Raw genomic sequence first — 25,850 nt, 5'->3', positions numbered from 1 at the left:
AAGGCGCTACCGGACGAACTCCGGCCATCGCCCCGCCGCCAAATGACGCCGCCGGACGAAGTCCGTCCATAGACCGCGCCGGGCCGAGCGCAGGCGAGAGAGCCGCATAAAGAACGCCGCCGGACGAAGTCCGTCCGTAGACCGCGCCGGGCCGAGCGCAGGCGAGGCAGCCGCATAAAGAACGCAGTCGGACGAAGTCCGTCCATAACCCGCGCCGGGCCGAGCGCAGGCTGAGGCAGCCGCATAAAGAACGCAGTCGGACGAAGTCCGTCCATAGCCCGCGCCGGGCCGAGCGCAGGCTGAGGCAGCCGCATAAAGAACGCAGTCGGACGAAGTCCGTCCATAGCCCGCGCCGGGCCGAGCGGAGGCGAGGCAGCCGCCTAAAGAACGCAGTCGGACGAAGTCCGTCCATAGCCCGCGCCGGGCCGAGCGGAGGCGAGGCAGCCGCCTACTTGGCCGCCCCCACCGTTTCGCGGACCTCGACGGCGTGCTTGCCCGAGCCCCAGCCGACGTGCGCTTCGGCGTGCATGCGGTCGATCATGTGCGGGTAGTGCAGCTCGAAGGCGGGACGCTCGGACCGGATGCGCGGCAGCTCGTAGAAGTTGTGCCGCGGCGGCGGGCAGGTGGTGGCCCACTCCAGCGAGTTGCCGTAACCCCACGGGTCGTCCACGGTGACGACCTCGCCGTAGCGGTAGCTCTTGAAGACGTTCCACAGGAACGGCAGCATCGAGGCGCCGAGCACGAATGCGCCGATCGTCGAGATCGTGTTCAGCGTGGTGAAGCCGTCGCTGGGCAGGTAGTCGGCGTAGCGGCGCGGCATGCCCTCGGCGCCCAGCCAGTGCTGCACCAGGAAGGTGGTGTGGAAGCCGATGAAGGTGGTCCAGAAGTGCCACTTGGCCAGGCGCTCGTCGAGCATTCGCCCGGTCATCTTCGGGAACCAGAAATAGATGCCCGCGTATGTGGCGAACACGATGGTGCCGAAGAGCACGTAGTGGAAGTGCGCCACGACGAAGTACGAGTCGGTGACGTGGAAGTCCAGCGGCGGGCTGGCCAGGATGACGCCGGACAGACCACCGAAGAGGAAGGTGACGATGAAGCCGATGGAGAACAGCATCGGCGACTCGAAGGTCAGCTGACCGCGCCACATGGTGCCGATCCAGTTGAAGAACTTCACACCGGTGGGGACCGCGATCAGGAAGGTCATGAACGAGAAGTAGGGCAGCAGCACGGCGCCGGTGGCGTACATGTGGTGCGCCCACACCGCGATGGACAGCGCCGCGATGCCCAGGGTGGCATAGACCAGCGTGGTGTAACCGAAGATCGGCTTGCGCGAGAAGACCGGGAAGATCTCCGAGACGATGCCGAAGAACGGCAGCGCGATGATGTACACCTCGGGGTGACCGAAGAACCAGAACAGGTGCTGGTAGAGCAGGATGCCGCCGGTCGCGGGGTCGTAGATGTGGCCGCCCAGGTGACGGTCGTAGGCCAGGCCGAACAGCGCGGCGGTCAGCAGTGGGAAGGCCAGCAGCACCAGGACGCTGGTGACGGCGATGTTCCAGGTGAAGATCGGCATCCGGAACATGGTCATACCGGGCGCACGCAGGCAGACGACGGTGGTCAGCATGTTCACGCCACCGAGGATGGTGCCGAGACCGGAGACCGCCAGACCCAGGATCCACAGGTCCGTGCCGACGCCGGGCGAGTGCAGGATGTCGGTCAGCGGCACGTACGCCGTCCAGCCGAAGTCCGCCGCACCGCCAGGGGTGACGAAGCCCGCGGTCGCCATGCTGGCGCCGAACGCGTACAGCCAGTAGCTGAACGCGTTCAGTCGTGGGAAGGCGACGTCGGGCGCGCCGATCTGCAGCGGCAGGATGATGTTGGCGAAGCCGAACACGATCGCGGTCGCGTAGAACAGCAGCATGATCGTGCCGTGCATGGTGAACAGCTGGTTGAACTGCTCGGTGGAGAGGAACTGCAGGCCGGGCCGCGCCAGCTCACCGCGCATCAGCAGCGCCATCAGGCCGCCGATCAGGAAGAAGGCCATCGACGTGGTCAGGTACATGACACCGAGGACCTTGGGATCCGTGGTGGTGACCATCTTGAAGATGAACGAGCCCTTCGGCCCGGTCCGAGCCGGATAAGGCCGAGTCGCTTCCAACTGAGGGACTGGCTGGGGCTCTACGGCAGTCACTGATCCTCCTGAAAGGTGCCTTTAGGTCGCTCCGCAGGCTCCGCTGATCGCATCCATCCCGACGACAGGACAGACGACAGTTCGCTTGCGCTCATCGAATCGTAAACGGTGCCTATCGCGCGAGCCGAACGGGTCCTACTCTCTGTCGTATTTCATAGCTGTGTTTGTTTTGCAGCGCCTGCGGCGCTGCGTGTTCGCGGCCCCCTAGTGGCTCGCGTCCGAGCGGCCGCCGCTGGCGACTGCGTCGCGGACGCGGCGGCCGCTCGGACGCGAGCCGGGCCGCGAACGGGAGCATGCCCGGTCTCGCTTCGCTCGAAACCGAAGGTTGAGCCAATCGGGTGGCGTAGAGAGGCACAACACGGTGTTGGTTGGGCCGTGGCTGTGACGCGCCGCGAAATACCGCGCGGATGGATGGCACCGGTCTGCCCGGCCCGCCGCCGATGAGTTCGTCGCGCGGCGGCCGTCTCTACCGGTGACACACGTTCCCCTGGCAAGGAGATCAGCGATGACGAATCCGAACGGAACCAAGCCCGGCGACCCCTGCTGGGTCGATCTGTACACCTCCGACCCCGAGCGCAGTATCGCGTTCTATCGCGACCTGTTCGGCTGGACCGCCGAACAGGCGGGGGCGGAGTTCGGCGGTTACATCACCTTCCGCAAGGACGGTCGTGCGGTAGCGGGCGCGATGGGCCGGATGCCGGGCGACACCGACAGCCCGGAACAGTGGACTGTCTATCTGGCCAGCCCCGACGCCCGCGCCACGGCCGACGCGGCCGTCGCGGCGGGAGCGTCGCTGATCGTGCCGGTGATGCCGATCGGCGAGCTGGGCACGATGGCCGTGCTCGGCGACGTCGGCGGCGCGGGGGTCGGCATCTGGCAAGCAGGGACGTTCCCGGGATTCGAGACGATGGGCCTGGTCTCCGGCGGTCAATGGCGCGAGCACGCGGGCGCGCCGTCCTGGTTCGAGCTGCACACCCGCGCCTACGACGCCTCGATGACGTTCTACCGGGACATCTTCGGCTGGTCGGACGTCTTCACCGTCTCCGACGTGCCGGAGTTCCGCTACTCCACGATCCACGCGCAGAGCCCGATGCTCGGCGGTGTGATGGACGCCTCGGCGTTCCTGCCCGAAGGAGCACCCGCGGGCTGGACCGTCTACTTCGGCGCCGACAACGTGGACAAGTCCGTCGAGAAGGTCGTCGAACTGGGCGGCTCGGTGCTGTCACCCGCCCAGGACACCCCGTACGGCCGAATGGCCGCGGTCGCGGACGCCACCGGCGCCAGGTTCAGCATCGGCGGCGAAAAGGCCTGAACGGTGACTGTCCGGCAGCACTGCGTGTTCGCAACTCGCTGATGCCTGGCATTCGAGCGGGCGAAGCGCCCGAACAACGCCACCAGCAGCGGACACCCGCCAGCGAGCCAGGGTATGGCGAACTCAGATCCTGCGGTTACAGCACAACGCAACCACATCGGACCAGCTCCGGCTTTCGAGCGAAGCGAGACCGAGCATTCCCCGTTCGCGGCGCCGCAGGCGCTGCAAATCAGACACGGTACCCTCACCGGCATGCCGCTGAGCGCCTTCGTTCGTCTCCGAAACCGCACAGCCCCTTCCGCACACGCCGCGTCAGCGGGCCGACGGGTGATCGCCGTCGCCGCGTTGTGCGCGACCGTTCTCGCGGCGGGGTGTGGCGGGAAGAGCGACGACGACGTCTCCATCGTGCGCACCACCACGAATATCGCGGGCGCGGGGGTGGTCGGGCTGGAGCGCGACACCACCCGGGCGTGCGCGCTGCCGAGCGCGCCGGACCAGACGAGCGAGGCCACTCGCAGCGTCGCGCACGCCGCGGGCGTCTCGGAGGTGCCCGCCGACCCGCAGCGCATCGTCGTGCTGACGACCTCCGCGCTGGACGCCGTCTGCGCGCTCGGTCTCTGGGAGCGGGTCGTGGGCACGGTCACCATCGAGGGGCCGAGTCCGCAGCCCGCCTATCTCGGCACCGGCGTGCTGAAGATCCCCGGCGTCGGCACCGCCGCGCAGCCGGATCCGGCTCGAATCGCTGAGCTGCGCCCCGACCTGATTCTCGGCGAGATCCCCTCGGGCGCGGCGAGTTTCGCCGCGTTGCAGGCCATCGCCCCGACCGTGCTGGTCGGCGCGAGCACCAGCTGGCAGGCCGAATTCGCCGCGTTCGCAGCGGGTTTGGGGCGGCGTGCGGCCGCGGAGACCACGCTGCAGAACTATCGCACCGAGGCCAGGGATACCAGTACCGCGTTGGCGGCGGGGCAGACTCAGGCGTCGGTCCTCCGATTCACCGCGGATGCCAACCGGGTCCAGGGCGGCGACAGCTTCGCCGGCCAGGTGCTCGGTGATGTGGGCGTGCAGCGTCCCACCGCCCAGCGGGGCGCCTCGTTCGACGTGCGCGCGGATGAGTTCGCCACCAAGGTGGAGGGCGACGTGATCTACGTGATCCTCGCCGGCCCCGACGGGAAGAAACACGGTGAAGCCCTCATGCGCACCGACGAATGGAAGGAACTCAGCGCCGCCACCGATCGCCGGGTGTTCGCCGTCGAGGACACCGTCTGGCACGGCGACGGCCTCACCGCCGCCCGCGCGCTGCTCACCGATCTGCGCGCCACGCTCAACGGCTATGTGAACGACTGAGCTCCGCACCCACCCAGGGTGAGGTTTTGCCCACCCTGGGAGTGCGCGGACCAACGCTGGGGTTGCTGTCGGAAACCCGTCTCGAGGACGAGATTCAGAGGTACACGAAACGCCTCTCATTCGACACTCGAGGACATGACATGCACACGCTGACCGCTTCGCTCGCCGACAACCTGTACGTCCTGCCGCTGGCCGCCCAGCCCGTCGCCGAGGTCGATCCGGACGCGGTCGTGGTGTCCACCGCCGATTGCGACCTCACCTACGCCGAACTGGATCGCTGGTCCAACCGCATGGCCCGCCTGCTGCTCGAACTCGGCGCCGGCCCGGGCGCCCTGGTCGCGATGGCGATCGACCAGCCGATCGAGTCCCTCGTGGCCGAGCGGGCCGCCACCAAGATCGCCGCCATCGCGGTCCCGGCCACCGACGACGCCTCCTTCGCCCTCGGCACCACGGTCGGGATCACCACCAAGGACCAGCGCCCCGAGGCGACCGACGGGATCGCCTGGCTGGTGCTGGACGAGCGCTCGACCCTGCAGCGCTACCTCACCGGTTCCGACGCCCCGCTCGAGCCGGCCGACCTGGATCTTCTTCCGGCAGCCGCCTGACCGGGCACACCTCTCCCCCCGCGACCCGAACAGCGATGTTCGGGTCGCGCAGTGTGCGCAATACCCCCGCAGCGCCGTCCGCACCGGTTCAGAATTGAGTTGCCGCGTGCTGTGCGGCGGCAGGTACTACCAACTACCGCGGTGGCTACGGGCGGTCACACCTGGGTAGTCCGACCGCGGTCAGAACGTAGGACACGTCATGCAACAGCCTTCCCTTTCGGCGAAAGATACGGACACAGTTCTTCCCGACGGGGCCTTCGCCCTGTCGGCGGCGCAGCGCGGCATCTGGTTCGCCCAGCATGTCGCCGGTGCCACCCCGATATCCATCGCCCAGTACGTCGAACTGAACGGACAGATCGATGTCGACCTGCTCGCGCGCTCGGCGCGGCAGGCCGGGCGCGAGTTCGGCACCGGTTACCTGCGCCTGGTCGAGGTGGAGGGGCATCCCTTCCAATTCGTCGACAGCACGCTCGACGACAGCCTGGAAACCATCGACTTCCGCGCCGAACCCGACCCGGAAGCGGCCGCTCATGCCTGGATGCGGGCGGAGTACGAGGCCCCGCTCGAGCTGACCCGCGACCGGCTGGTGCGCATCGCCATGCTGCGAGTCGGTGCGGAGCGCTGGTTCTGGTATTCGCGGATCCACCACATCGTGCTCGACGGGATGGGCGCGTTGACCGTGGTGCAGCGCACCGGAGAGCTCTACAACGCCGCCGTCGATGGTCGCGAACCCCCGCCTGCGAAAGCGGAGGATCTGCGCAAGATCGTCGAGGCGGACCTGGCCTACCGCAGTTCGGATCGATTCGCCGCCGACCGGGAGCATTGGCTCGCCCATCTGGACGGCATGGCCGACCCGGTGAACCTGGCGGGCCGCACCGCGGGCGTGGACGGGCATCCGATCCGGGTCGAGGGCGACCTGCCCACCGACACCGCGCGGATGCTGGACGTCGTCGCCGAGCAGGTGTCCTCCGGCGTCGCGCCCACCGTGGTCGCGGCCTTCGGCGCGTATCTGTCCGCGATGACCGGCGCACCGGAGGTCGTGCTGAGTCTTCCGGTGTCGGCGCGCACCACCGCGACGCTGCGCCGTTCCGGCGGCATGATCGCCAACGTCGTCCCGCTGCGGTTGCGGATGGCGCCGGCCACCACGGTCGGCGACGTGATCCGGGCCGCCCAGGGCGAGCTGACCGGGGCGCTGCGTCGGCAGCGCTACCGCCAGGAGGACATCTTCCGTGACCTCGGCTGGCCGATGGACGAGGCCGGGTCCTTCGGCCCTTCGGTGAACCTGATGATGGTCGACACGAGGATCCAGCTCGGTCCGGTCACCGGACGGCTGCACGTGCTGACCTCCGGGTTGATCGACGACCTGTTCGTCAACTTGTATCCGGGCGTCGGCGGCGAGAGCACGCACATCGACTTCCAAGCCAACGGCAACCTCTACACCGGCACCGAACTGGCCGCGCAGCACCACCGGTTCCTGTCGTTCCTGCACCGCTTCCTTGCCGCGGGACCGGATGCGCCGCTGACGACCATCTCGGCGCTCTCGGCGGACGAGCGCGCCGTCTACGCCCCCGCACGCGGCGCCGCGGGCGTCGCACCCCGCACGCTTCCGGCGCTGCTCGCCGCGGGCGCGGCCCGCGATCCACAGGCGACTGCGCTGGTCGAAGGCGCGACCGCGCTGACCTACCGCGAGGTCGACGACTACACCGATCGCCTGGCCCGGGTGCTGATCGCCGCGGGCGCCGCACCCGAGCGCACCGTGGCGATCTCGATTCCGCGTTCGGTCCGGTCGGTGCTGGCGACGATCGCGGTGGCCAAGACCGGCGCGGCGTTCGTGCCGATCGATCCGACCTATCCGTCCGACCGGATCGAGCACATGGTCGGCGACAGCGAGGTCGTCACGGGTGTCACGGTCGCGGCGGCGCGCAAGTCGTTGCCGGACCGGGTGTCCTGGCTGATCCTCGATGACGAGAGCACCGAGCGGTCCTTGGCCGAGCAGGACGCCGCGGCGCTCTCCGACGCCGAGCGAACCGCGGCGCCGCACCCGGACCAGGTGGCGTACATCATCTACACCTCAGGCTCCACCGGGCTGCCCAAGGGCGTGCTCGTCCCGCACCGCGGGCTGGCGAACCTGGTCGCGAGTTCCGGCGCCGGATTCGGCATCGACGCGGATTCCGTTGTCGCCCATGCGGTGTCGCCGAGCTTCGATATCTCGGTCGAGGAAATCCTGGTCACGCTCGCGGCGGGCGGGACGCTGGCGGTGGTGCCGCCGTCGGCGTACGCGGGCGAGGAGCTCGCGCAGGTGCTGCGCGCCCACCGTGTCACCCACCTCAATGTCACCCCGGCCGTCGTGGGATCGCTGGACCCGGCGACCCTGCCCGATCTGCGCACCGTGATCGTCGGCGGCGACGCCTGTCCACCGGAGCTGGTCGCGAAGTGGTCCGGCCGCACCCTGCTGAACGGCTACGGCCCCACCGAGACCACCGTCACCGTGACGCTCAGCGCCCCGCTGACTCCGGACGCGCCGGTCACCATCGGCGGTCTCGCCCGCGATGTGTCGGCCGTGGTGCTGGACCCGTGGCTGCGGCCGCTGCCCCCGGGCACCACCGGTGAGCTCTACCTCGCCGGTCCCGGTGTGGCGCGCGGCTACCACCGGCGCAACGGGCTCACCGCCGACCGCTTCGTCGCCAACCCCTACGCGACCGGTGAGCGGATGTACCGCACCGGCGATCTGGTGCGCTGGGTCGGGCACGACGGCCGGATCGAGCTGGAGTACCAGGGCCGCAGCGACTTCCAGGTGAAGGTGCGCGGCTTCCGTGTCGAGCTGGGCGAGATCGACGCCGCCCTGCAGCGGCACCCCGATGTCGACTTCGCGCTCACCCTCGGCGTCGAGACCGGGTCGGGCGCCACCGCGCTCGTGTCCTACGTATTGCCCAAGCCGGGCGCGGAGGTGCCTACGGAGGCGCTGAAAGCCGCTGCGGGCGAGACGCTTCCGGCTTACATGGTGCCGGCCGTGGTCATGGTGCTGGACAGCCTCCCGCTGACGCCACTCGGCAAGGTGGACCGCAAGGCGTTGCCCGCGCCGGAGTTCGGCGCCCGCACGGTCACGAGCAGGCCGCCGTCCACGCCGCGCGAGAAGACGCTCGCCGCGCTGTTCGCGGAGGTGCTCGGGCTGGACACGGTGGGTGTCGACGAGAGCTTCTTCGCGCTCGGCGGCGACAGCATCGTGTCGATCCAGCTGGTGTCGCGAGCCAAGGCGGCCGGGATCGGGTTCAGCGCACGGGATGTCTTCGAGCGCAAGACCGTCGCGGCGCTGGCCGCGATCGCCACCGACGTGCCGACTGTGGAGGTGCACGAACTGCCCGGTGGCGGGGTCGGCGAGGTGGAACTCACGCCGATCGTGCACGCGATGCTCGAGCACGGCGACTCCTGGCGCCGGTTCGCCCAGGCCGTACTGATCGAGCTGCCGTCCGGAATCGAACGCGCGCGGCTGGTCGGCGCGGTGCAAGCCCTGTTCGACCAGCACGACCTGCTGCGCTCCACCCTGCGGCGCACCGACGACGACTGGAGCTGGGTGGTCGCCGAACCCGGCGCGGTGGACGCGAACGCCCTGCTCGAGGTCGTGACCGCGTACGCGGATGTCGAGGCGACCTGCGAACGCGAGCTGCAGCGCGCCGCCGACCAGCTCGACCCGGAGTCCGGCCGCCTGGCGCGCTTCGTGTGGATCGAGCGCCGAGGCGCCGCGCCGCTGCTGTGGCTCGTGCTGCACCACCTGGTCACCGACGGCGTCTCCTGGCGCATCCTGCTGCCGGATCTGGCCACCGCCGCGCTGGGCGCCGAGCTCGCGCCGGTCGGCACCTCGTTCCGGCGCTGGGCGCACGGGCAGCGCGAGCACGCCGCCACTCGGGTCGCGGAACTGCCACTGTGGCAACGCATTCTGGCCACGCCCGATCCGGCACTCGGCTCGGCGCCGATGGACCCGGAACTGGACGTGGTCGCCACCATGGCGGACCTGACGACGGTCGTGCCGCCGGAGATCGCGCGGACGGTGCTCACCATCGCACCGGATCGTTTCCACTGCGGCGCCGACGACGTGCTGCTGGCCGGGCTCGCGCTGGCGGTGGCCCGGTGGCGCGGACGCACCTCGGCGCTGTTCACCCTGGAAGGCCACGGTCGCGCCGAATCCGTCCTGCCCGGGGCCGACATCGCGCGCACGGTGGGCTGGTTCACCAGCATCTATCCCGTCGCGGTCGACCTGACCGGCATCGATCCGGCGGACGCGTTCGAGGGTGGTGCCGCGGCGGGCGCCGCGATCAAGGCCACCAAGGAACAGCTGCGGGCCCTGCCGGACAAGGGCATCGGGTTCGGCATGCTGCGCTACCTGGTGCCCGAGACGGCGGCGGCGCTCGCGGACGCGCCCACCCCGCAGATCAGCTTCAACTATCTCGGCCGCGCGACCACCGGCGGTGAGGCGGAGCCCTGGCTGCCGCGACGGTTCGCCGCGACCCAGGACGATCGCGCGCCGCTGGCCGCGGCGGTGGACATCAACGCCGTCCACACCGATTCCGGCCTCGAAGTCACCTGGGCCTATGCCGCACGTCTCTTCGAGGAGGCGGAACTCGCGGAACTCGCAGCGCTGTGGACGCAGGCCCTCGGCGCCCTCGCCGAGCACGCCGAATCCCCCGGGTCGGGTGGACGCACCCCCTCGGACTTCGATCTTGTCGCCGTCACCCAGGCACAGATCGATGCCTGGGAGCGCGACTACCCGAACCTCACCGACGTGTGGCCCCTCTCGCCGTTGCAGTACGGCCTGCTCTTCCACGCGCTGTACGACTCCGACACCGCCGACGGCTACACCGTGCAGTCGCTGCTCACCCTGGCGGGCACCGTGGACTCGGCCCGATTGCGCCGCGCCGCACAGGCTTTGGTGACCCGGCACGAGAACCTGCGCGTCGCGTTCGCCGAGACCGAGGACGGTCCGCGCCAGCTGGTTCTGGCCGACGCCGAGATCGAATGGCACGAAGCGGATCTCACCGCCATCGCCGACGAGGACGAGCGCGCCCGCGAAATCGAGCGGCTCATCGCCGTGGACGCGCGCACCCGGTTCGAGCTGACCCGTCCTCCACTGCTGCGTTGCACGCTGCTGCGGATCGGCCCCGACACCTACCGTTTCCTGCTGACCAACCACCACCTGGTGCTGGACGGCTGGTCCACACCGCTGCTGGTGCGCGAGCTGCTCACCCTCTACGTCACCGACGGCGACGCCTCCGCGCTGCCGCCCGCGCACTCCTATCGCGAGTTCCTGACCTGGCTGCGGACCAGGGACGACACGGAATCACTTGCGGCATGGGCTGATTCGCTGTCCGGCGTGGACGCCCCGACTCGCGCGGTGCCCACTCTCGCCGGAATCGAATCGACCGAAACCGGCATGATGTCCGTCGATCTGTCCCGCGCCACCGTGGCCCGGCTGGAGACCACGGGCCGGGAAGCGGGCGCGACGGTGAACACCCTGGTGCAGGCCGCGTGGGCGATGCTGCTGGCGATGCTCACCGGCCGCACCGACGTGGTGTTCGGCGGTACGGTCTCGGGCAGGCCGCCGGAGCTGGGCGGGGTCGAGGAAATGGTCGGCCTGTTCATCAACACACTGCCGGTGCGGGTGCGGCTCGATCCGGCGGAGAAAGTGGCCGACCTGCTCGCGCGCGTGCAGTCCGAGCAGGCGCGGCTGCTGGACCATCAGCACATCGGTTTGGCCGCCATCCACCAGGCGGTCGGCCTGGCCGAATTGTTCGACACCCTCACTGTGTTCGAGTCCTACCCGATCGACCGCGAGGCGCTGTCGCAGGCGCTGGACATCGCCGGCATGCGGGTGCTCGACGTGGAAGGCACCGACGCGACGCCATACCCGTTGAACCTCATGGTGATTCCGCTGCGCGGCGCCGACGAGCAGGACACGCTGCGAATCACGCTGAAGTACCTGGCCGACCAGCTTCCCCCCGAGGCGGCACGGCCGCTGCTGGATCGCTTCGTCCGGCTGCTCACCCAGCTCGCCGACAACCCGCGCGCGCTGGTCTCCCAGCTGCAGTACTGCGACGACACCGAGCGCGAAGCTCTGCTTCCGGTGCGCGGCCAGGAATCGGCGTGGTCGGCCACATTGCCCGAGCTGTTGACCGCGGGCGCGCGGATCGATCCCGACGCGATCGCGGTCGCCGCGGGTGAGCTCACCATGTCCTACGGCGAACTCGACGCGTGGTCCAACCGCTTCGCCCGCGTGCTGCTGCGCCGGGGCGTCGGGCGCGAGGTGTTCGTCGTGCTCGCGCTGACCCGGTCGCTGGAATCGGTGGTCGCGGTCTGGGCGCTGGCCAAGACCGGCGCGGCATTCGCACCGCTGGACCCGAACTACCCGGTAGAGCGCATCGAGCACATGCTCGCCGACTCCAAGGCGCCGATCGGTTTGACGGTCACCGCGACCGGAGAGACGCTGCCGGGCACGGTCGACTGGCTACTGCTGGACGATCTCAACACCATCCGCCGGGCGATGACCGTCCCGGATGCGCCGATCACCGACGAGGAGCGCGGCGGGCCCATCGACCTCGACCAGACCGCGTACCTGATCTATACCTCCGGCTCCACCGGCAAGCCGAAAGCTGTGCTGCTCAGCCACCGCGGTATCGCGAATCTGGTTGTCGCGCAACGCGAGACGCTGAGCCTGGACCACACCGCCGGCGTGCTCCAGGTGGCCTCGCCCAGCTTCGACGCCTCGGTGTTCGAGCTGCTGATCGCGCACGGCGCCGGCGGCAGGCTGGTGGTGTCGCCGCCGGACGTCTACGGCGGCGCGGAACTCGAACACCTGCTGCGCACCCAGCGGGTCACCCACGCGGTGATCACGCCGTCGGCGCTGGCCACCATGGAACCCGTCGACCTGGACCACCTGCGCGTGCTCGCGGTCGCGGGCGAGGCGGCGACCCCGGAGCTGATCGAGCGGTGGGCGCCCGGCAGGCGCATGGTGAACCTGTACGGCCCCACCGAATTCAGCATCTGGGCGACGGGCCCTGGCGAACTCGTCTCCGGCGAGCCCATCACGATCGGCGGACCGATCCGCGGCGCCGCCACCATGGTGCTGGACACCTGGCTGCGGCCGGTGCCGGTGGGCGTGCCCGGTGAGCTCTACCTGGCCGGTCCCGCACTCGCGCGCGGCTACTTCAACCGGTTCGAGATGACGGCGAGCCGTTTCGTCGCCGACCCCTCCGGCGAACCCGGCGGCCGGATGTACCGCACCGGCGACATGGTGCGCTGGGTGATCGGGCACGACGGCGCGTACGAGCTGGAATATCTGGGCCGCAGCGACTTCCAGGTCAAGATCCGCGGCTTGCGGATCGAGCTCGGCGAGATCGACGCGGTGCTCTCCAGGGACGACGAGGTCGAGTACGCCGTCACTATCGGGCTCACCGGTCCGGCCGGGACCACCGTCCTGGTGTCGTACGTGCTGCCCGTCGAGGGCGTTCGGCTGGATGTCGAGCGACTGCGCGCCCAGGTGGCCGCCGAACTGCCGGGGTACATGGTGCCCGGCTACCTCGTCGTCCTGGACTCGATTCCGCTCACCCCGGTCGGCAAGCTGGATCGCAAAGCCCTTCCGGTACCGGACTTCTCCGAGACGCACCGGCCCTACCTGGCGCCGCGTACGCCGGTCGAGGAGGCGGTGGCCGCGGTGTTCGGCGACGTGCTCGGCCGCGAGCGAGTCGGCGCCGACCAGTCGTTCTTCGAGCTCGGCGGCAACTCGCTGAGCGCGACCAAGGTGGTGGCGCGGGTGAACGCGGCCCTCGGGTCGCGGATCGCGCTGCGCGATCTGTTCGACGCGCCGACGGTGGCCCAGCTGTCCGCCCGGGTGGTTCCCGCGACCGGCGCGGAACCGGGGCGGTTCGTCCTCGCGCCGCGGATTCGCCCGGACCGCGTTCCGCTGTCGCCCGCGCAGCAGCGCATGTGGGTGCTCAACCGGATGGATCCGGACTCGCCCGCCTACAACATCGCCGTCGCGCTGCGACTCACCGGAGCCCTGGACGTCGAGGCGTTGCGCGCCGCGCTCGTCGACGTGGTCCAGCGCCACGAGAGCCTGCGCACGCTCTATCCCGCGGACGCGGAGGGGCCGCGCCAGGTGGTGGTCGGCGCCGACGTGGCCGTGCCCGCCATGCCGATGCTCGACGCCGAGCACGGCGCGGCGCTGCGCGCACGCATCACCGAGCTCGCGAGCACCGGATTCGACCTGGCCACCCAACCGCCACTGCGGGTCGGCCTGTTCCGGATCCACGGAGCGGCGGAGCCCTCCGCGGGTGCCGGGCCGGTGTCGTCGGGCCCCTCCACCGGAGCCGCACCGGTCGCGTCCGCGCCGGTCTCGTCGAGTTACGCGGCGCACCCCGAACCGATGGCGGCGAATCCGCCGGTGCACGTCGTCGTGCTGGTGGTGCACCACATCAGCGCGGACGGCGCGTCGATGGCGCCGCTGGCCGCCGACCTGGCCGCCGCGTATTCGGAAAGGTCCAGCGGCGGGCAGGCCACCCGCGTCCCGCTGCCGGTGCAATACGCCGACTTCGCGCTCTGGCATCGCGAGGTGCTCGGCGACGAGGCGGACGCGGAATCGACCGCGGCACGCCAGATCCGGTTCTGGCGCGAGGCATTGGCGGGCGCGCCCGACGTCCTGGAACTGCCCTCCGACCGCCCGCGGCCTGCGGTGCAGACCATGCACAGCGCCGATCTCGGCTTCGCCATCGACGCCGAAATGCACGGCGACCTGGTGGACTTCGCCGCGGCGCAGCACGTCAGCCCGTTCATGGTCGTGCACGCCGCGCTCGCGGTGCTGCTCGCCCGGCTCGGCGGCACCGACGACGTGCTGATCGGCACCCCGGTCGCCGGTCGCGGCGAAGAGGCGCTCGACCAGCTGGTCGGCATGTTCGTCAACACCCTGGCGCTGCGCACTCCGGTCGATCCCGGCATCGGCTTCGCGGTGTTCCTGGACACCGTCCGGTCCACGGATCTGGACGCCTTCGCCAACACGGACGTCCCGTTCGAGCGGCTGGTCCAAGTGCTGGACCCGCCCCGCTCGACCGCGCACCATCCGCTGTTCCAGGTGTCACTGTCGCTGCAGAACTTCGTCGAACCGGTGCTGGAGCTGCCTGGCCTGCGTTTCGAGGTAGAGGATTTCGATCGCAACGCCTCCCAGTTCGACCTGACCCTCGATCTGCGCGAGCGCTTCAGCGAGAGCGTTCCCGCGGGGATCGACGCAGTGCTGACCTACGCGACGGATCTGTTCGACGAGGCGACCGTGGCCGCGTTCGCCGCCCGGTGGCGGCAGGTGCTCGCGACCGTCCTCGCGCGACCCGACGTGCCCATCGCCGATATCGACATCCTCGACGACGCCGAACGTGCGACGCTGGTGCCGGTGCGCGGTCCCGAAACCGCCGGAACGACAACGCTTCCCCGCGTGCTGGCCGAGACCGCCCAGCGGTACCCGGAACGGCCGGCCCTGGTGGTCGGCGGATACACCACCACGTACCGCGAGATCGACGCGTACGCCAACCGTCTCGCCCGCATCCTGCTCGAGTCGGGCGCAGGCCCCGAAACCGTGGTGGCGCTGGGGCTTCCGCGCTCCGCGGAACTGCTCACCGGCATGTGGGCTGCCGCCAAGGCCGGTGCGGCGTTCCTGCCGGTCGATCCGAAGCACCCCATCGACCGCATCGATCACATGCTCACCGACTCCGGCGCGACACTGGGACTCACCCTTACCGCGTACCGGCCGATGCTGCCCGACAGCACGAATTGGCTGGTGCTCGATGACCTCGCCCTCGTCGAACGCTGGGGCGCCGCGAGCAGCCACCCGCTGGACGAGCGCGACCTGCCCGGCCCCATCCGGCCGGACAACGCGGTGTGGATGATCTACACCTCCGGTTCCACCGGCACGCCGAAAGGTGTCTCCGTCTCCCACCGCGGCCTGGCCGATCTCGTTTCGGCGCAACAGAAGTCGCTCGGTCTGGCGGAGCACTCCCGGGTGCTGCAAGTGGCGTCGCCGAGCTTCGACGCGTCGGTGTTCGAGGCGATCATGGCGTTCGGCTCCGGTGCCGCGTCGGTGGTCGCACCGCCGGATGTGTTCGGCGGCAGCGCACTCGCGGAGCTGATCGAGGCCGAGCAGGTCACCCACATGGTGATCACCCCGTCCGCGCTGGCCACCCTCGATCCCGCCGAGGTGACCAGCCTGCGGGTGCTCGCGGTGGCCGGTGAGGCGGTCGGCGCCGAACTGGTCGAACGCTGGGCCACCGGGCGCACCATGGTCAACCTGTACGGTCCGACCGAATCCACCATCTGGGCAACGGGTTCGGCGCCGCTCGAGCTCGGCTTGCCGGTGACCATCGGCACGCCGGTGCAGGGCGCGGCCGTGCTGGTTCTCGACGATCGGCTGCGTCCGGTCCCGGTGGGCGTGGCGGGCGAGTTGTACCTCGCCGGACCCGCGCTGGCCCGCGGCTACCACGCCCGGGCGAGCCTGACCGCCGCTCGCTTCATGGCCGCCCCGTTCGGCGCGGCGGGCGAACGGATGTACCGCACCGGTGATCTGGTGCGCTGGATCCGTACCGAGGCGGGGCTCGAGCTGGAGTACGTCGGCCGCACCGACTTCCAGGTCAAGGTCCGCGGCCAGCGCATCGAGCTCGGCGAGATCGACGCCGTGCTCGGCCGCGCCGAGGGGGTGGACTTCGCGGTGACGCTCGGCGTGCCCGGCCCCACCGGGGCGACCGCGCTGGCCGCCTACCTGGTCCGTACGCCTGGGTTCGACCTCGACGTGGCGAAGGTGCGCGCGTTCGCCGCCGACATCCTGCCCGGCTACATGGTGCCCTCGGCGTTCGTCGTGCTGGACGAGATCCCGCTCAACGCGGTCGGCAAGCTGGACCGCAAGGCGCTGCCCGCACCGGAGTTCACCGCGGACCACACCGAGTACCGCGCGCCGTCCACGGAGGCCGAAGAGCAGCTGGCCGCGATTTTCGGCGAGCTGCTCGGGGTGGCGCGAGTCGGCGCCGACGATTCCTTCTTCGCGCTGGGCGGCGACAGCATCCTGGCGATCCAGCTGGTGTCGCGCGCCAAGCAGCAGGGCATCTCCTGCACCCCGTTGCAGGTGTTCGAGCACCGCACGGTGGCGGCGCTGGCCGCGGCGATCGACGCCGCGGGCACCGCGGTGACGCTGGACGAACTGCCCGGCGGCGGCGTCGGCGAATTGCCGGTGCCGCCGATCGTGCACTACATGCTCCAGCGTGGCGGAAACTACGACCGCTTCGCCCAGACCGCGGTGTTGGAGCTGCCGGTGGGCATCGAGCGTGCCCAGATCGCCGCGGTGCTCACCGCCGCGGTGGATCGGCACGACATGCTGCGTGCCCGGCTGGTCGCCGACGGCGAGGACGGCCCACGCATCGTGGTCGGCCCGCCCGGCTCGGTCGACGTGGACGCGCTCGTACACCGCATCGAGTTCGACGCGATCGAGCCGATCGAGCTGCACGAGTTCGCCATGACCGAACTGGACGCCGCGGCGAACCGGCTCGATCCGGCGAACGGCACCGTGCTGCAGTTCATCTGGTTGGACCCGGTGGGCGCCGCGGGCATGCGCACCGGCGCGGGGCGGCTGATCGTGCTGGCGCACCATCTGGCCATCGATGGCGTGTCCTGGCGCATCCTGGTGCCGGACCTGGTGGCGGCCTGGGCGCAGGTGTCGGTCGGCAACACCCCGGTGCTCGCGGAGACCGGAACCTCGATGCGGCGCTGGGCGCACGCGTTGGCCGAGGAGGCGCACTCCGATCGGCGCAGCGCCGAACTCGCGTATTGGCGCGACGTTCTCGCCGGACCCGATCCGCTGATCGGCGGCCGGGAGTTGGACCCCGCGATCGACAACACCGGCACGCTGCGCATGGTCGAGCGCGAGGTGTCCGCGGATGTCACCGCCGCGCTGCTCACCACCCTGCCCGGCCTGTTCCAGGGCAGCGTCAACGACACGCTGCTGGCCACCTTGGCCGTGGCGCTGGTGCGCTGGCGCGACTCCGAGCCGACGGCACTGCTGCGGCTGGAAGGCCATGGCCGCCAGGAGGAAGTGGTCCCCGGTGCCGACCTGTCCCGCACCATCGGCTGGTTCACCAGCATCTACCCGGTGCGGCTCGGCCTGGCGGGAATCGATATCGACGACGCACTCGCCGGGGGCCCCGCGCTCGGCGCGGCCATCCGTGCGGTGAAGCATCAGCTGCTCGCGGTGCCGGACAAGGGCATCGGCTTCGGCCTGCTGCGCTACCTCGATCCCGAGACGGCGCAGCAGCTTCCGGAACGCCTCCCGGGACGGGTCGGCTTCAACTACCTCGGCAGGTACTCCACCGGCGACATCCCGGCCGGACTCGAGGGCCTGGGCTGGCTGCCGACCGACGACCTGGGTGACGTGCACGTCGCCGAGCACCCCGAGGTGCCCTTGCAATCGGCGATCGACGTGAACGCCGTCGTGATCGGCGACCGCCTGCGTGCGAGCTTCGGCTTCCCCTCGACCCTGCTCACCCGCGACGAGGTCGCCGAGCTGGCCGATCTGTGGATCGAAACACTTCGCGCGGCAGCCCATTTCGCGCAAACTCCGGCAGCACGGTCCGCCGCGGAGGAAGAGGCCGCGGTCACCGCGCCACCGGCTACTCCGGCGGCGGGCGGTCTCGGACTGGACGTGGTACTGCCGATCCGGCTCGGCGGTGACGAACCCGCGCTGTTCTGCGTCCATCCCTCGTCCGGGATGGCGTGGACCTACCTGGGATTCTCCGACGCGCTGGCTCCCGGTCGTCCGATCTACGGCCTGCAAGCCCCTGACCTCGGCGGCCACGAACCGTCGGCGCGCTCGATCGAGGAGTTCGCCGACCGCTATGTGCGCGAGATCCGCACCCTGCAACCGGACGGCCCGTACCACGTGCTCGGCTGGTCCTTCGGCGGGCTCATCGCCCACGCGATGGCGACGAAGCTGAAGGCCGAAGGCGCCGAGGTCGGTGTGGTCGCACTGCTGGACGCCGACACGGCCGATATCGACGGCGACAGCATCGAGCGGGTCACCGCAGGCTCGTTCGTCAACACGTTCGGCTCGGTGTTCGGCATCCACGACGTCCCCGCCGAGGCGACCGCGCAGCAGGCGGCGGACCTGATCAAGGAACGGCTCGGCGGTGTCTCGCTGGTCGACGCCGCCACTCTGGAGCGGATGGCCGGGTCGTACAACGCCTCCGCGCGGACCAGAACCGGCTATCGCCGCCCGGTGTTCGACGGCGACATCGTGTACTTCAGCGCGACCGTCGACACCTCCGACATCTTCGGTCCCGACGGCTGGCGGCCGTACGTGACCGGCGAGATCATCAACCACGACATCGAGGTCACGCACGACGAACTGACCGCACCGCAGGTGCTGCCGGTCATCGCGCGCGCGCTCGATGCACATCTGGGAGGCCGAGGATGAGCTTCGATCAAGGAGTCGTCGTCGAGGGAATCGAGAAATCGTTCGGCACGGTCAAGGCATTGCGCGGAGTCGACTTCGCGGCCGAGCCGGGCGAGGTGCTCGGCATCCTCGGACCGAACGGCGCGGGCAAGACCACCACGGTGAACATTCTGTCCACGCTGATCCGCCCGGATCGCGGCCGCGCGCTGGTCGCCGGGTACGACGTGGTCGCCGACCCGGCGGCGGTGCGGCGCAGCATCATGCTGACCGGACAGTACGCCGCGCTCGACGACATGCTCAGCGGCTACGAGAACCTCGTGATGTTCGGCAGGCTGATGGGCCTGCGCAAGCGGGCCGCCCGCGCCCGCGCCGACGAGCTGCTCGCCGAGTTCGATCTCGAGCGCGCCGCGGGCCGCCGGGTCGGCACCTACTCCGGCGGTATGCGCAGACGCATCGACATCGCCTGCGGCCTCGTCGTGCGGCCCGACGTGGTGTTCCTGGACGAGCCCACCACCGGGCTCGATCCACGCAGCAGGCAGGGCGTCTGGGACCTGGTGTCCGGCTTCAAGAAGGCGGGCATCACCACCCTGCTCACCAGCCAGTACCTGGAGGAGGCGGACGCGCTCAGCGACCGGATCATCGTCATCGACCACGGCGTGGTGATCGCGCAGGGCACCGCCGACGAACTGAAGTCCCAGACCGGAGGCAGCTACTGCGAGGTGGTGCCGCTGGATCTGAAAGACCTGCCCGCCATCGCCGCGGCGCTGGGTTCGCTGCTGCCGCAGGAGAGCCGGGCCGCGTTCACCGCCGAGTCCGATCGGATCGCCATACCCGCGCCGGATGGCGCGAAGACGCTCGCCGAGGCGCTGCGCCGACTGGACGGCTCGGGCGTCGAACTGGTGGACATCGCCCTGCGGCGACCCTCGCTCGATGACGTCTTCCTCCAGCTCACCGGGCATTTGGCGAGCACGGAGAAGATCGCGCAGCCGGAGGTCGTGTCGTGACGGCCGCGACGTGGCTCGCCCAGACCCGCGCGATGCCGCTACGGCCGCAGCAGTGGTGGGTGCTCACCGCGCGGCTGATCGTGCCCTCGGTGCAGACCGGCGAGGTGCTCACCTCGGTGCTGGCGCCCGCGGCGTTCACCGCCAGCTTCTACATTCCGCTGAAGACCATCATGACCGTGCTCGGCACGGGATTCAGCAGCTACGCGCAGTTCATGATGCCGCTGGTGATCCTGCAGGCCGCCGCGTTCACGGCCGTCTCGGCGGCGTTCCGCGCGGCCACCGATTCGGTCGCCGGACTCAACCGGCGCTTCGGCGCCATGCCGATCGGTCCGCTGGTCCCGGTCGCGGCGCGCCTGTCCAGCGGTGTCTTCCGCCTGACCATCGGGCTGATCACCGCGTTGATCTGCGGCTACGTCATCGGGTTCCGCTTCCATCTCGACGCCGCGCACACGATCGGCTTCCTGCTGTTCTCGTTGCTCGTCGGTCTCGCGCTGATCTGGGGCGGGGACGTGATCGGGACGGTGTCACGCAACCCGGAGGCGACCGCGCAGGCGCTGGTGCTGCCGCCGTTGATCTTCGGCATGTTGTCGTCGGGAATCGCTCCGGCGGATCAGTTCCCGGAGTGGGTGCAGCCGTTCGTCCGCAATCAGCCGGTCTCGCAGTGGGCCATCGCCTTGCGGGCGTTCGCCGGCGACACCGGGCCGAACGCCGGTCAGGTGACCTTGTCGCTGCTGGGACCGCCGCTGGCCTGGGCGATCGGCATCCTGATCATCTGCGTTCCGCTGTCGCTTCGGCTGAGCTCGAGGAGGGCGTGATGGTGCTGCTGGCCGATCGCAGGGACGATCAACACAGCGCTTCGGAGTTGTCGCTGTCGGCGCTGGTGCGCCACACGCTGCTCCAGACACAGCGGTTGCTGCTGCGCTGGGCGCGCAATCCGGTGACGCTGCTGGAGACGCTGATCATTCCGTGTCTGCTGTTGATCATGCTGAACACCGTGATCGGCGGGCAGATCAAGAAGTTCACCGGTGAGAGCGCGCTCTTCGGCTCGGTGCCGATGGTCGCCCTGGTCGGCGCCCTGTCCGGCGCGGTCGCCGGGGGCGTGCTGCTCGGCCGGGAACGCGATGCGGGTTTGCTCGCCCGCTTCTGGGTGCTGCCGGTGCACCGCGCATCGGGTCTCGCCTCCCGTATCCTCGCGGAGGGTTGCCGCATCTTCGTGTGCACCCTCGCCGTCATCCTGGTCGGCCTCCTGCTCGGGTTCCGCTTCCACCAGGGCGTCGCGGCGACGATCGTCTTCCTGTTCATCCCGGTGTTCTTCGGCCTGGCCTTCGCCACCATCGTCACCGCGGTCGCGGTCTTCACGGCGAAAGCGACGCTGGTGGAGGGGATCACGATCCTCACCTCGCTGATGATGTTCTTCAGCACCGGATTCGTTCCGCTGGTCGCCTTCCCGAAGTGGATCCAGCCCGTGGTCCGCAACCAACCGATGTCGGTGGCCGTCGACGCCATGCGGGCTCTCGCCTTCGAGGGGCCCCTGGCCCGCCCGCTCACCCTGACCTTCGCCTGGTCGCTCGGCGCGATCATCGTCTTCGCCGTTCCCGCCGCCATCGGCTATCGCCGGGCCAGCAGGCGGTGAACTCGCCGCGCACGCACAGCGAACTCCCAGCTCGGTCCCAGCTCGCCAGGAGCGCCCGTTCCTAACGTCACCGAGGACGACTCGACGAACGGAAGGACCAACACAGTGAAAAGGGGCCGCGAGCACCCAGCGCCGCAGGCGCTGGCAAAACCAGCACAGCTATTCGGCCGCGAGCTGCCTGGCCAGCGCCCAGATCACCAGCACGTCGATGGCGATCAGCACCAGCGCCCAGAACGGGTAGATCGATACGAACAGGAAGTTGTCCAGGATGCTGAGCGCCGCCAGCACGATGCCCGCGAGATAACCCCAGGTCTTCCCGGTCACGATGGCGAAGCCCGCGATCACTATCAGTACCCCGATCACGAGGTGGATCCATCCCCACGTGGCGACGTCGATCAGGAACACCTGATCCTCGGTCACCACGAAGACCTCGCGCCCCGCGATCGCCGCGACGGCCGTCAACATGTGCAGGACACCGGCGAGGAGGATGAGCACGCCCGCGAAGATCGTCATGTCGCTGAGCACCGGACGGGTGCTGATCGGACTGGTCACAACACTCACTCCTTCCAAGCGCGACACTGTCCGGCCCAACGTAACGGCTCATCTGGTCGAATCGGCGCAGGTAGCCAGGGCGGGTCACCCGCCGGGCCCCATGGTGCCCGCGCCCGGCCCCTGGTGACTTCCGGCACTGCCTACGCTCCGGCACCACGAAAAATCGACGAATCGCCACGCTCGGCAACGGTTTCGCGGCTGCCAGGGCGCGCAGCCGTACCTGCGCGCGGCCCCGCCAGCGCACCGTTCCCGGGCGTTCGATCGAACAATGGCAAACGCATAGCGATCGATTGGGCGGATCGGGACCGATGTGGTCGCCGGCGGGCACATGCCGCACAATAGGGAGCCGCGCGCGGCGCGTGCCAGGTGTACTGCCCACACCCGGACGCATGCTGCGGCGACACAAGGTGTTGTGCTACGCGGACTTGTCACCCACAAGGAGTAGTGTTCCAAGGGTAGATATTCCGTGACGGCAGCGGGCTTGGGAAAGGCGTGGAGGCAGGATGAAACTGATCGATCGGGTTTCGGCCATCAACTGGAATCGGGTGCCCGACGAAAAGGATGCAGAGGTATGGGATCGGCTGACCGGCAACTTCTGGCTGCCGGAGAAGGTCCCGGTCTCCAATGACATCCCGTCCTGGAACACCCTGACCGCCGACGAGAAGCAGCTGACCATGCGGGTCTTCACCGGCCTGACGCTGCTGGACACCATCCAGGGCACGGTCGGCGCGGTGAGCCTGATCCCGGACGCACTGACCCCGCACGAAGAGGCGGTGATGACCAATATCGCGTTCATGGAGTCGGTGCACGCCAAGAGCTACAGCTCGATCTTCTCCACGCTGTGCTCCACCCGCGAGATCGACGAGGCGTTCCGCTGGTCGGAGGAGAACCGCAATCTCCAGCGCAAAGCCGAGATCGTGCTGTCCTATTACAACGGCGAGGACCCGCTCAAGCGCAAGGTGGCCTCCACCCTGCTGGAGAGCTTCCTGTTCTACTCCGGTTTCTACCTGCCGATGCACTGGTCGTCGCGGGCCAAGCTCACCAACACCGCCGACATGATCCGGCTGATCATCCGAGACGAAGCGGTGCACGGCTACTACATCGGCTACAAGTACCAGAAGGGCTTGGAGCTGGTCACCCAGGCCGAGCGTGACGAGCTGAAGAACTACACCTTCGAGCTGCTGTTCGAGCTCTACGACAACGAGGTCGAATACACCCAGGATCTCTACGACGAAGTCGGCCTCACCGAAGACGTCAAGAAGTTCCTCCGCTACAACGCCAACAAGGCGCTGATGAACCTCGGCTACGAGGGCCTGTTCCCCAGGGACGAAACCGAAGTCAACCCGGCCATCCTGTCCGCCCTCTCCCCCAACGCCGACGAAAACCACGACTTCTTCTCCGGCTCCGGCTCCAGCTATGTCATCGGCAAGGCGGTCAACACCGAGGACGAAGACTGGGAGTTCTGAGCGATCAGCGCAGGGGCATAAGCAACCCTGTCGTTGATCTGCTGTCCCCAGCGGCTCGGCTGGGGTATCCCAGCCGAGCGGCCACAGACACTCCTCGGCTTGCTGGCACCTTCTCCCGAATCTCGAAATCCATCGCACACCCATTCTCGAGGTGTTGCGACAAGGTCCTCGACCGAGCTCCGGTAAGGCGCGTTCAGGGGTGGTCCGTGGCTTCCGGCGCAACCTTCAGAAACTGTCGTCTCGCCGTCTGGATCCGGTCGAATTCGGGTCCGGTCGGGGGTTCACCCACCCGTGCCCATTGGTCGCACGCATGACGGAAATCGGCAACTGCCCGTCGGTATTCGGCGGACCTCCGCAGATTCACGAGTTCACCGACCATCGACTCCTCCAGCCGAAGCGTCGGCAGAGTCCAGCAGCGTGGACCAGTAAGCGTCCCGGACCGTGTTCCACAAGTCGTCGTGCTCGGGGAACCACTCGCGGGCCTGCGCCAGATCGGGAAAGGTGTCGAACAGGACGGTTCCGGGCTGAACCGCCGGCAGCGGGTTGCCGGGGAACCGGTATGCCGTCGAGCCGTCGTCGTTGACCCGGAAGCGAATCACGTACGCACTACGGCCGAGCAGCCGCCAATACGCTGTCTTCCGGCCGTCCCCTGTTTCAGCGGTCCGGATCCCACCCTTCCTCATCGGAGACCTTCCGTAGCTTGGTGTTTCCCGGTGCCGGGGGATGCGACACCTCGGCACCGGGAAGTCCGGAGCTCCCGTTCGCCCAGCCCGGCGCCCACTCGCCAAATCCGGACCTCTCGGCACGGAGTGGCGGTGCCGGATGGGTACGAGTCGCCGGGAGATAAGCACTGGGGCAGTTCTTCACACACGTCGTTGTCCTCCCAAGCGAAACACCGGTTAGTCAACACTGTCTGATCAGACGTACATGTCTAATCATAGGGCCGATGGGTACGCTTTGGTCAGCAATCGAAGGAAGGAACGCGGCGGTGAGTACTACCGGCGATGTCATCCGAAGGCAACGAGAGCGGCTGCAGCTGTCCCAAGACGGCCTTGGCCAACTGGTCGGTGTGGGGCAGCGACAGATAGCCCGATTCGAGTCAGGCGCGTCGGAACCATCACTGTCGATCGCGGCGCGACTAGCGACGGCGCTGGACGTGTCCCTGTCGGAGCTGGCAGGCGTCACGCCGCGCGGGCTCGATCTGTCCGGCGTCTGGTGGGCAGGCTGGCAGACCTGGAAAGACGATGTGGAGCGAGTGGACGTGCACGAGCTGACCATGCAGCAGAACGGCGCGTTCATCACTCTGGACGGCGCGCGAGCCCGGCCGGTCTCCGAAGGCTCCTACGAGTGGCGCGGGGAAATGAAGCTCTGGGACAACGAAATCTTGATGGGTTGGTACATCGCCACTGATGGCGCCGTTCGTTCCAAGGGTTCTCTGTACGCTGCCCTGCACCCGCACGGACACGCGATGATCGGGTCGTGGACCGGCCTCAGTTACGCCGGATTGATCGTTCGCGGTTGGAGCGCAATCGCCCGCGACCGTGACCAGGTCGAACATTTGCTGGGCGAATTGATCCAGACCCAGGGAAACTTGACGACATGGCCGAAGATGAAATCGTAGATGTCTCTATTGCTGCCGATGACCCGGCGTGGCTGGCCGAGTTCACGCACAAACTCATCGAGGACGAGCTGGTAGCGTGCGGCAACATCATTCCCGGTATCCGGTCGATTTACCGCTGGGAAGGCCGGATTCACGACGACGCGCAAGCGCTTGTCATCCTGCACACACGCGCCAGCCTGGTTCCCGCAATCATCGAACGGGCCGACGCCGACCACCCCGACGAAACTCCCCAGGTCCTTGCTGTCCCCGTGGTCGACGCCCACCCCGGCTACCGGCAATGGGTCCTCGACTCCACGCGAGGGTGAATCCCCGACTTCCACGGCAGTCGGTTTCCCCGACGCACAAATAAAATTGGCGCACAACAACTTCGAGCGACCGCGACGCCTCCTGAACCGAAATATTCGGGACCCGGCAGGCATTCGGTCCGGTCGAGCGGTGAAACACCGTGATATAGCTGATCAAATGAGTGGAAAATTGTCTCGATGCACCAGCGCTGATCACTGCGCTGCTGAATGACCGCTGTCGGATGCGCGGACGACTGTCCGGCGGTCCGCCTCGGCACCATTCCCTTCGACCGCCGCGATCTCCCTCCGCATGAACACTCCACCCGGGTCGAACCATGCCCGATCGCAGCTCGCCGTTCACGGCGGCGGTGTC

At 68.9% G+C, this 25,850-nt stretch carries 13 protein-coding genes; 10 read left to right on the top strand and 3 right to left on the bottom strand.

Annotated elements, in window-relative coordinates; all coding sequences use genetic code 11:
* Positions 1-448: 448 nt before the first annotated feature.
* Entirely contained in the window at positions 449-2,191 is a 1,743-nt protein-coding gene (ctaD, locus tag OHA40_RS24380; RefSeq protein WP_330229209.1) for an aa3-type cytochrome oxidase subunit I, read from the bottom strand.
* Between the two features lie 505 nt (positions 2,192-2,696).
* Between ctaD and OHA40_RS24375 the strand changes: the two genes are divergently transcribed.
* From OHA40_RS24375 to OHA40_RS24345, 7 genes are all read left to right on the top strand, one after another.
* Positions 2,697-3,503 carry a VOC family protein gene (locus OHA40_RS24375; RefSeq protein ID WP_330229208.1) on the top strand — a complete coding sequence of 269 codons (807 nt, stop codon included), beginning with the start codon at positions 2,697-2,699 and terminating at the stop codon, positions 3,501-3,503.
* Positions 3,504-3,755: 252 nt separating this feature from the next.
* Positions 3,756-4,847, top strand: a complete 1,092-nt coding sequence (locus tag OHA40_RS24370) for an ABC transporter substrate-binding protein (protein WP_330229207.1) — start codon at positions 3,756-3,758, stop codon at positions 4,845-4,847.
* Between the two features lie 140 nt (positions 4,848-4,987).
* On the top strand, positions 4,988-5,452 hold the full coding sequence (locus OHA40_RS24365) for an AMP-binding protein (RefSeq protein ID WP_330229206.1): 465 nt from the start codon (positions 4,988-4,990) through the stop codon (positions 5,450-5,452).
* A gap of 199 nt (positions 5,453-5,651) precedes the next feature.
* A complete protein-coding gene (locus tag OHA40_RS24360; RefSeq protein WP_330229205.1) occupies positions 5,652-18,938 on the top strand; it encodes an amino acid adenylation domain-containing protein in 13,287 nt (4,428 codons plus the stop codon).
* Positions 18,935-19,921, top strand: a complete 987-nt coding sequence (locus OHA40_RS24355) for an ATP-binding cassette domain-containing protein (protein WP_330229204.1) — start codon at positions 18,935-18,937, stop codon at positions 19,919-19,921. The genes OHA40_RS24360 and OHA40_RS24355 overlap by 4 nt, the downstream gene beginning before the upstream one ends.
* On the top strand, positions 19,918-20,736 hold the full coding sequence (locus tag OHA40_RS24350; protein ID WP_442943804.1) for an antibiotic transporter: 819 nt from the start codon (positions 19,918-19,920) through the stop codon (positions 20,734-20,736). Before OHA40_RS24355 ends, OHA40_RS24350 begins: the two co-directional genes overlap by 4 nt.
* The gene (locus tag OHA40_RS24345) at positions 20,736-21,554 is read left to right on the top strand and encodes an ABC transporter permease (protein ID WP_330229203.1); all 819 of its coding nucleotides are present in this window, start codon (positions 20,736-20,738) and stop codon (positions 21,552-21,554) included. The genes OHA40_RS24350 and OHA40_RS24345 overlap by 1 nt, the downstream gene beginning before the upstream one ends.
* A gap of 159 nt (positions 21,555-21,713) precedes the next feature.
* Here the strand turns inward: OHA40_RS24345 and OHA40_RS24340 are convergent, their stop codons facing one another.
* A complete protein-coding gene (locus OHA40_RS24340) occupies positions 21,714-22,106 on the bottom strand; it encodes a DUF7144 family membrane protein (RefSeq protein ID WP_330229202.1) in 393 nt (130 codons plus the stop codon).
* Positions 22,107-22,609: 503 nt separating this feature from the next.
* Between OHA40_RS24340 and nrdF the strand changes: the two genes are divergently transcribed.
* Positions 22,610-23,572, top strand: coding sequence for a class 1b ribonucleoside-diphosphate reductase subunit beta (gene nrdF / locus OHA40_RS24335; RefSeq protein ID WP_330229201.1), 963 nt, complete (start codon positions 22,610-22,612; stop codon positions 23,570-23,572).
* Between the two features lie 368 nt (positions 23,573-23,940).
* Here the strand turns inward: nrdF and OHA40_RS24330 are convergent, their stop codons facing one another.
* Positions 23,941-24,255, bottom strand: a complete 315-nt coding sequence (locus tag OHA40_RS24330) for a hypothetical protein (RefSeq protein ID WP_330229200.1) — start codon at positions 24,253-24,255, stop codon at positions 23,941-23,943.
* 305 nt (positions 24,256-24,560) lie between these two features.
* Here OHA40_RS24330 and OHA40_RS24325 point away from each other — a divergent pair, with 305 nt between their 5' ends.
* Together OHA40_RS24325 and cutA are read left to right on the top strand one after the other, a co-directional pair.
* The gene (locus OHA40_RS24325; protein WP_330229199.1) at positions 24,561-25,193 is read left to right on the top strand and encodes a helix-turn-helix domain-containing protein; all 633 of its coding nucleotides are present in this window, start codon (positions 24,561-24,563) and stop codon (positions 25,191-25,193) included.
* Positions 25,172-25,498, top strand: coding sequence for a divalent-cation tolerance protein CutA (cutA, locus tag OHA40_RS24320; protein WP_330229198.1), 327 nt, complete (start codon positions 25,172-25,174; stop codon positions 25,496-25,498). The genes OHA40_RS24325 and cutA overlap by 22 nt, the downstream gene beginning before the upstream one ends.
* Positions 25,499-25,850 lie beyond the last annotated feature (352 nt).

This window comes from Nocardia sp. NBC_00508 (genome assembly GCF_036346875.1).
In the GTDB taxonomy this organism is placed as follows: domain Bacteria; phylum Actinomycetota; class Actinomycetes; order Mycobacteriales; family Mycobacteriaceae; genus Nocardia.
This window is presented reverse-complemented; position numbering and strand designations above follow the sequence as displayed.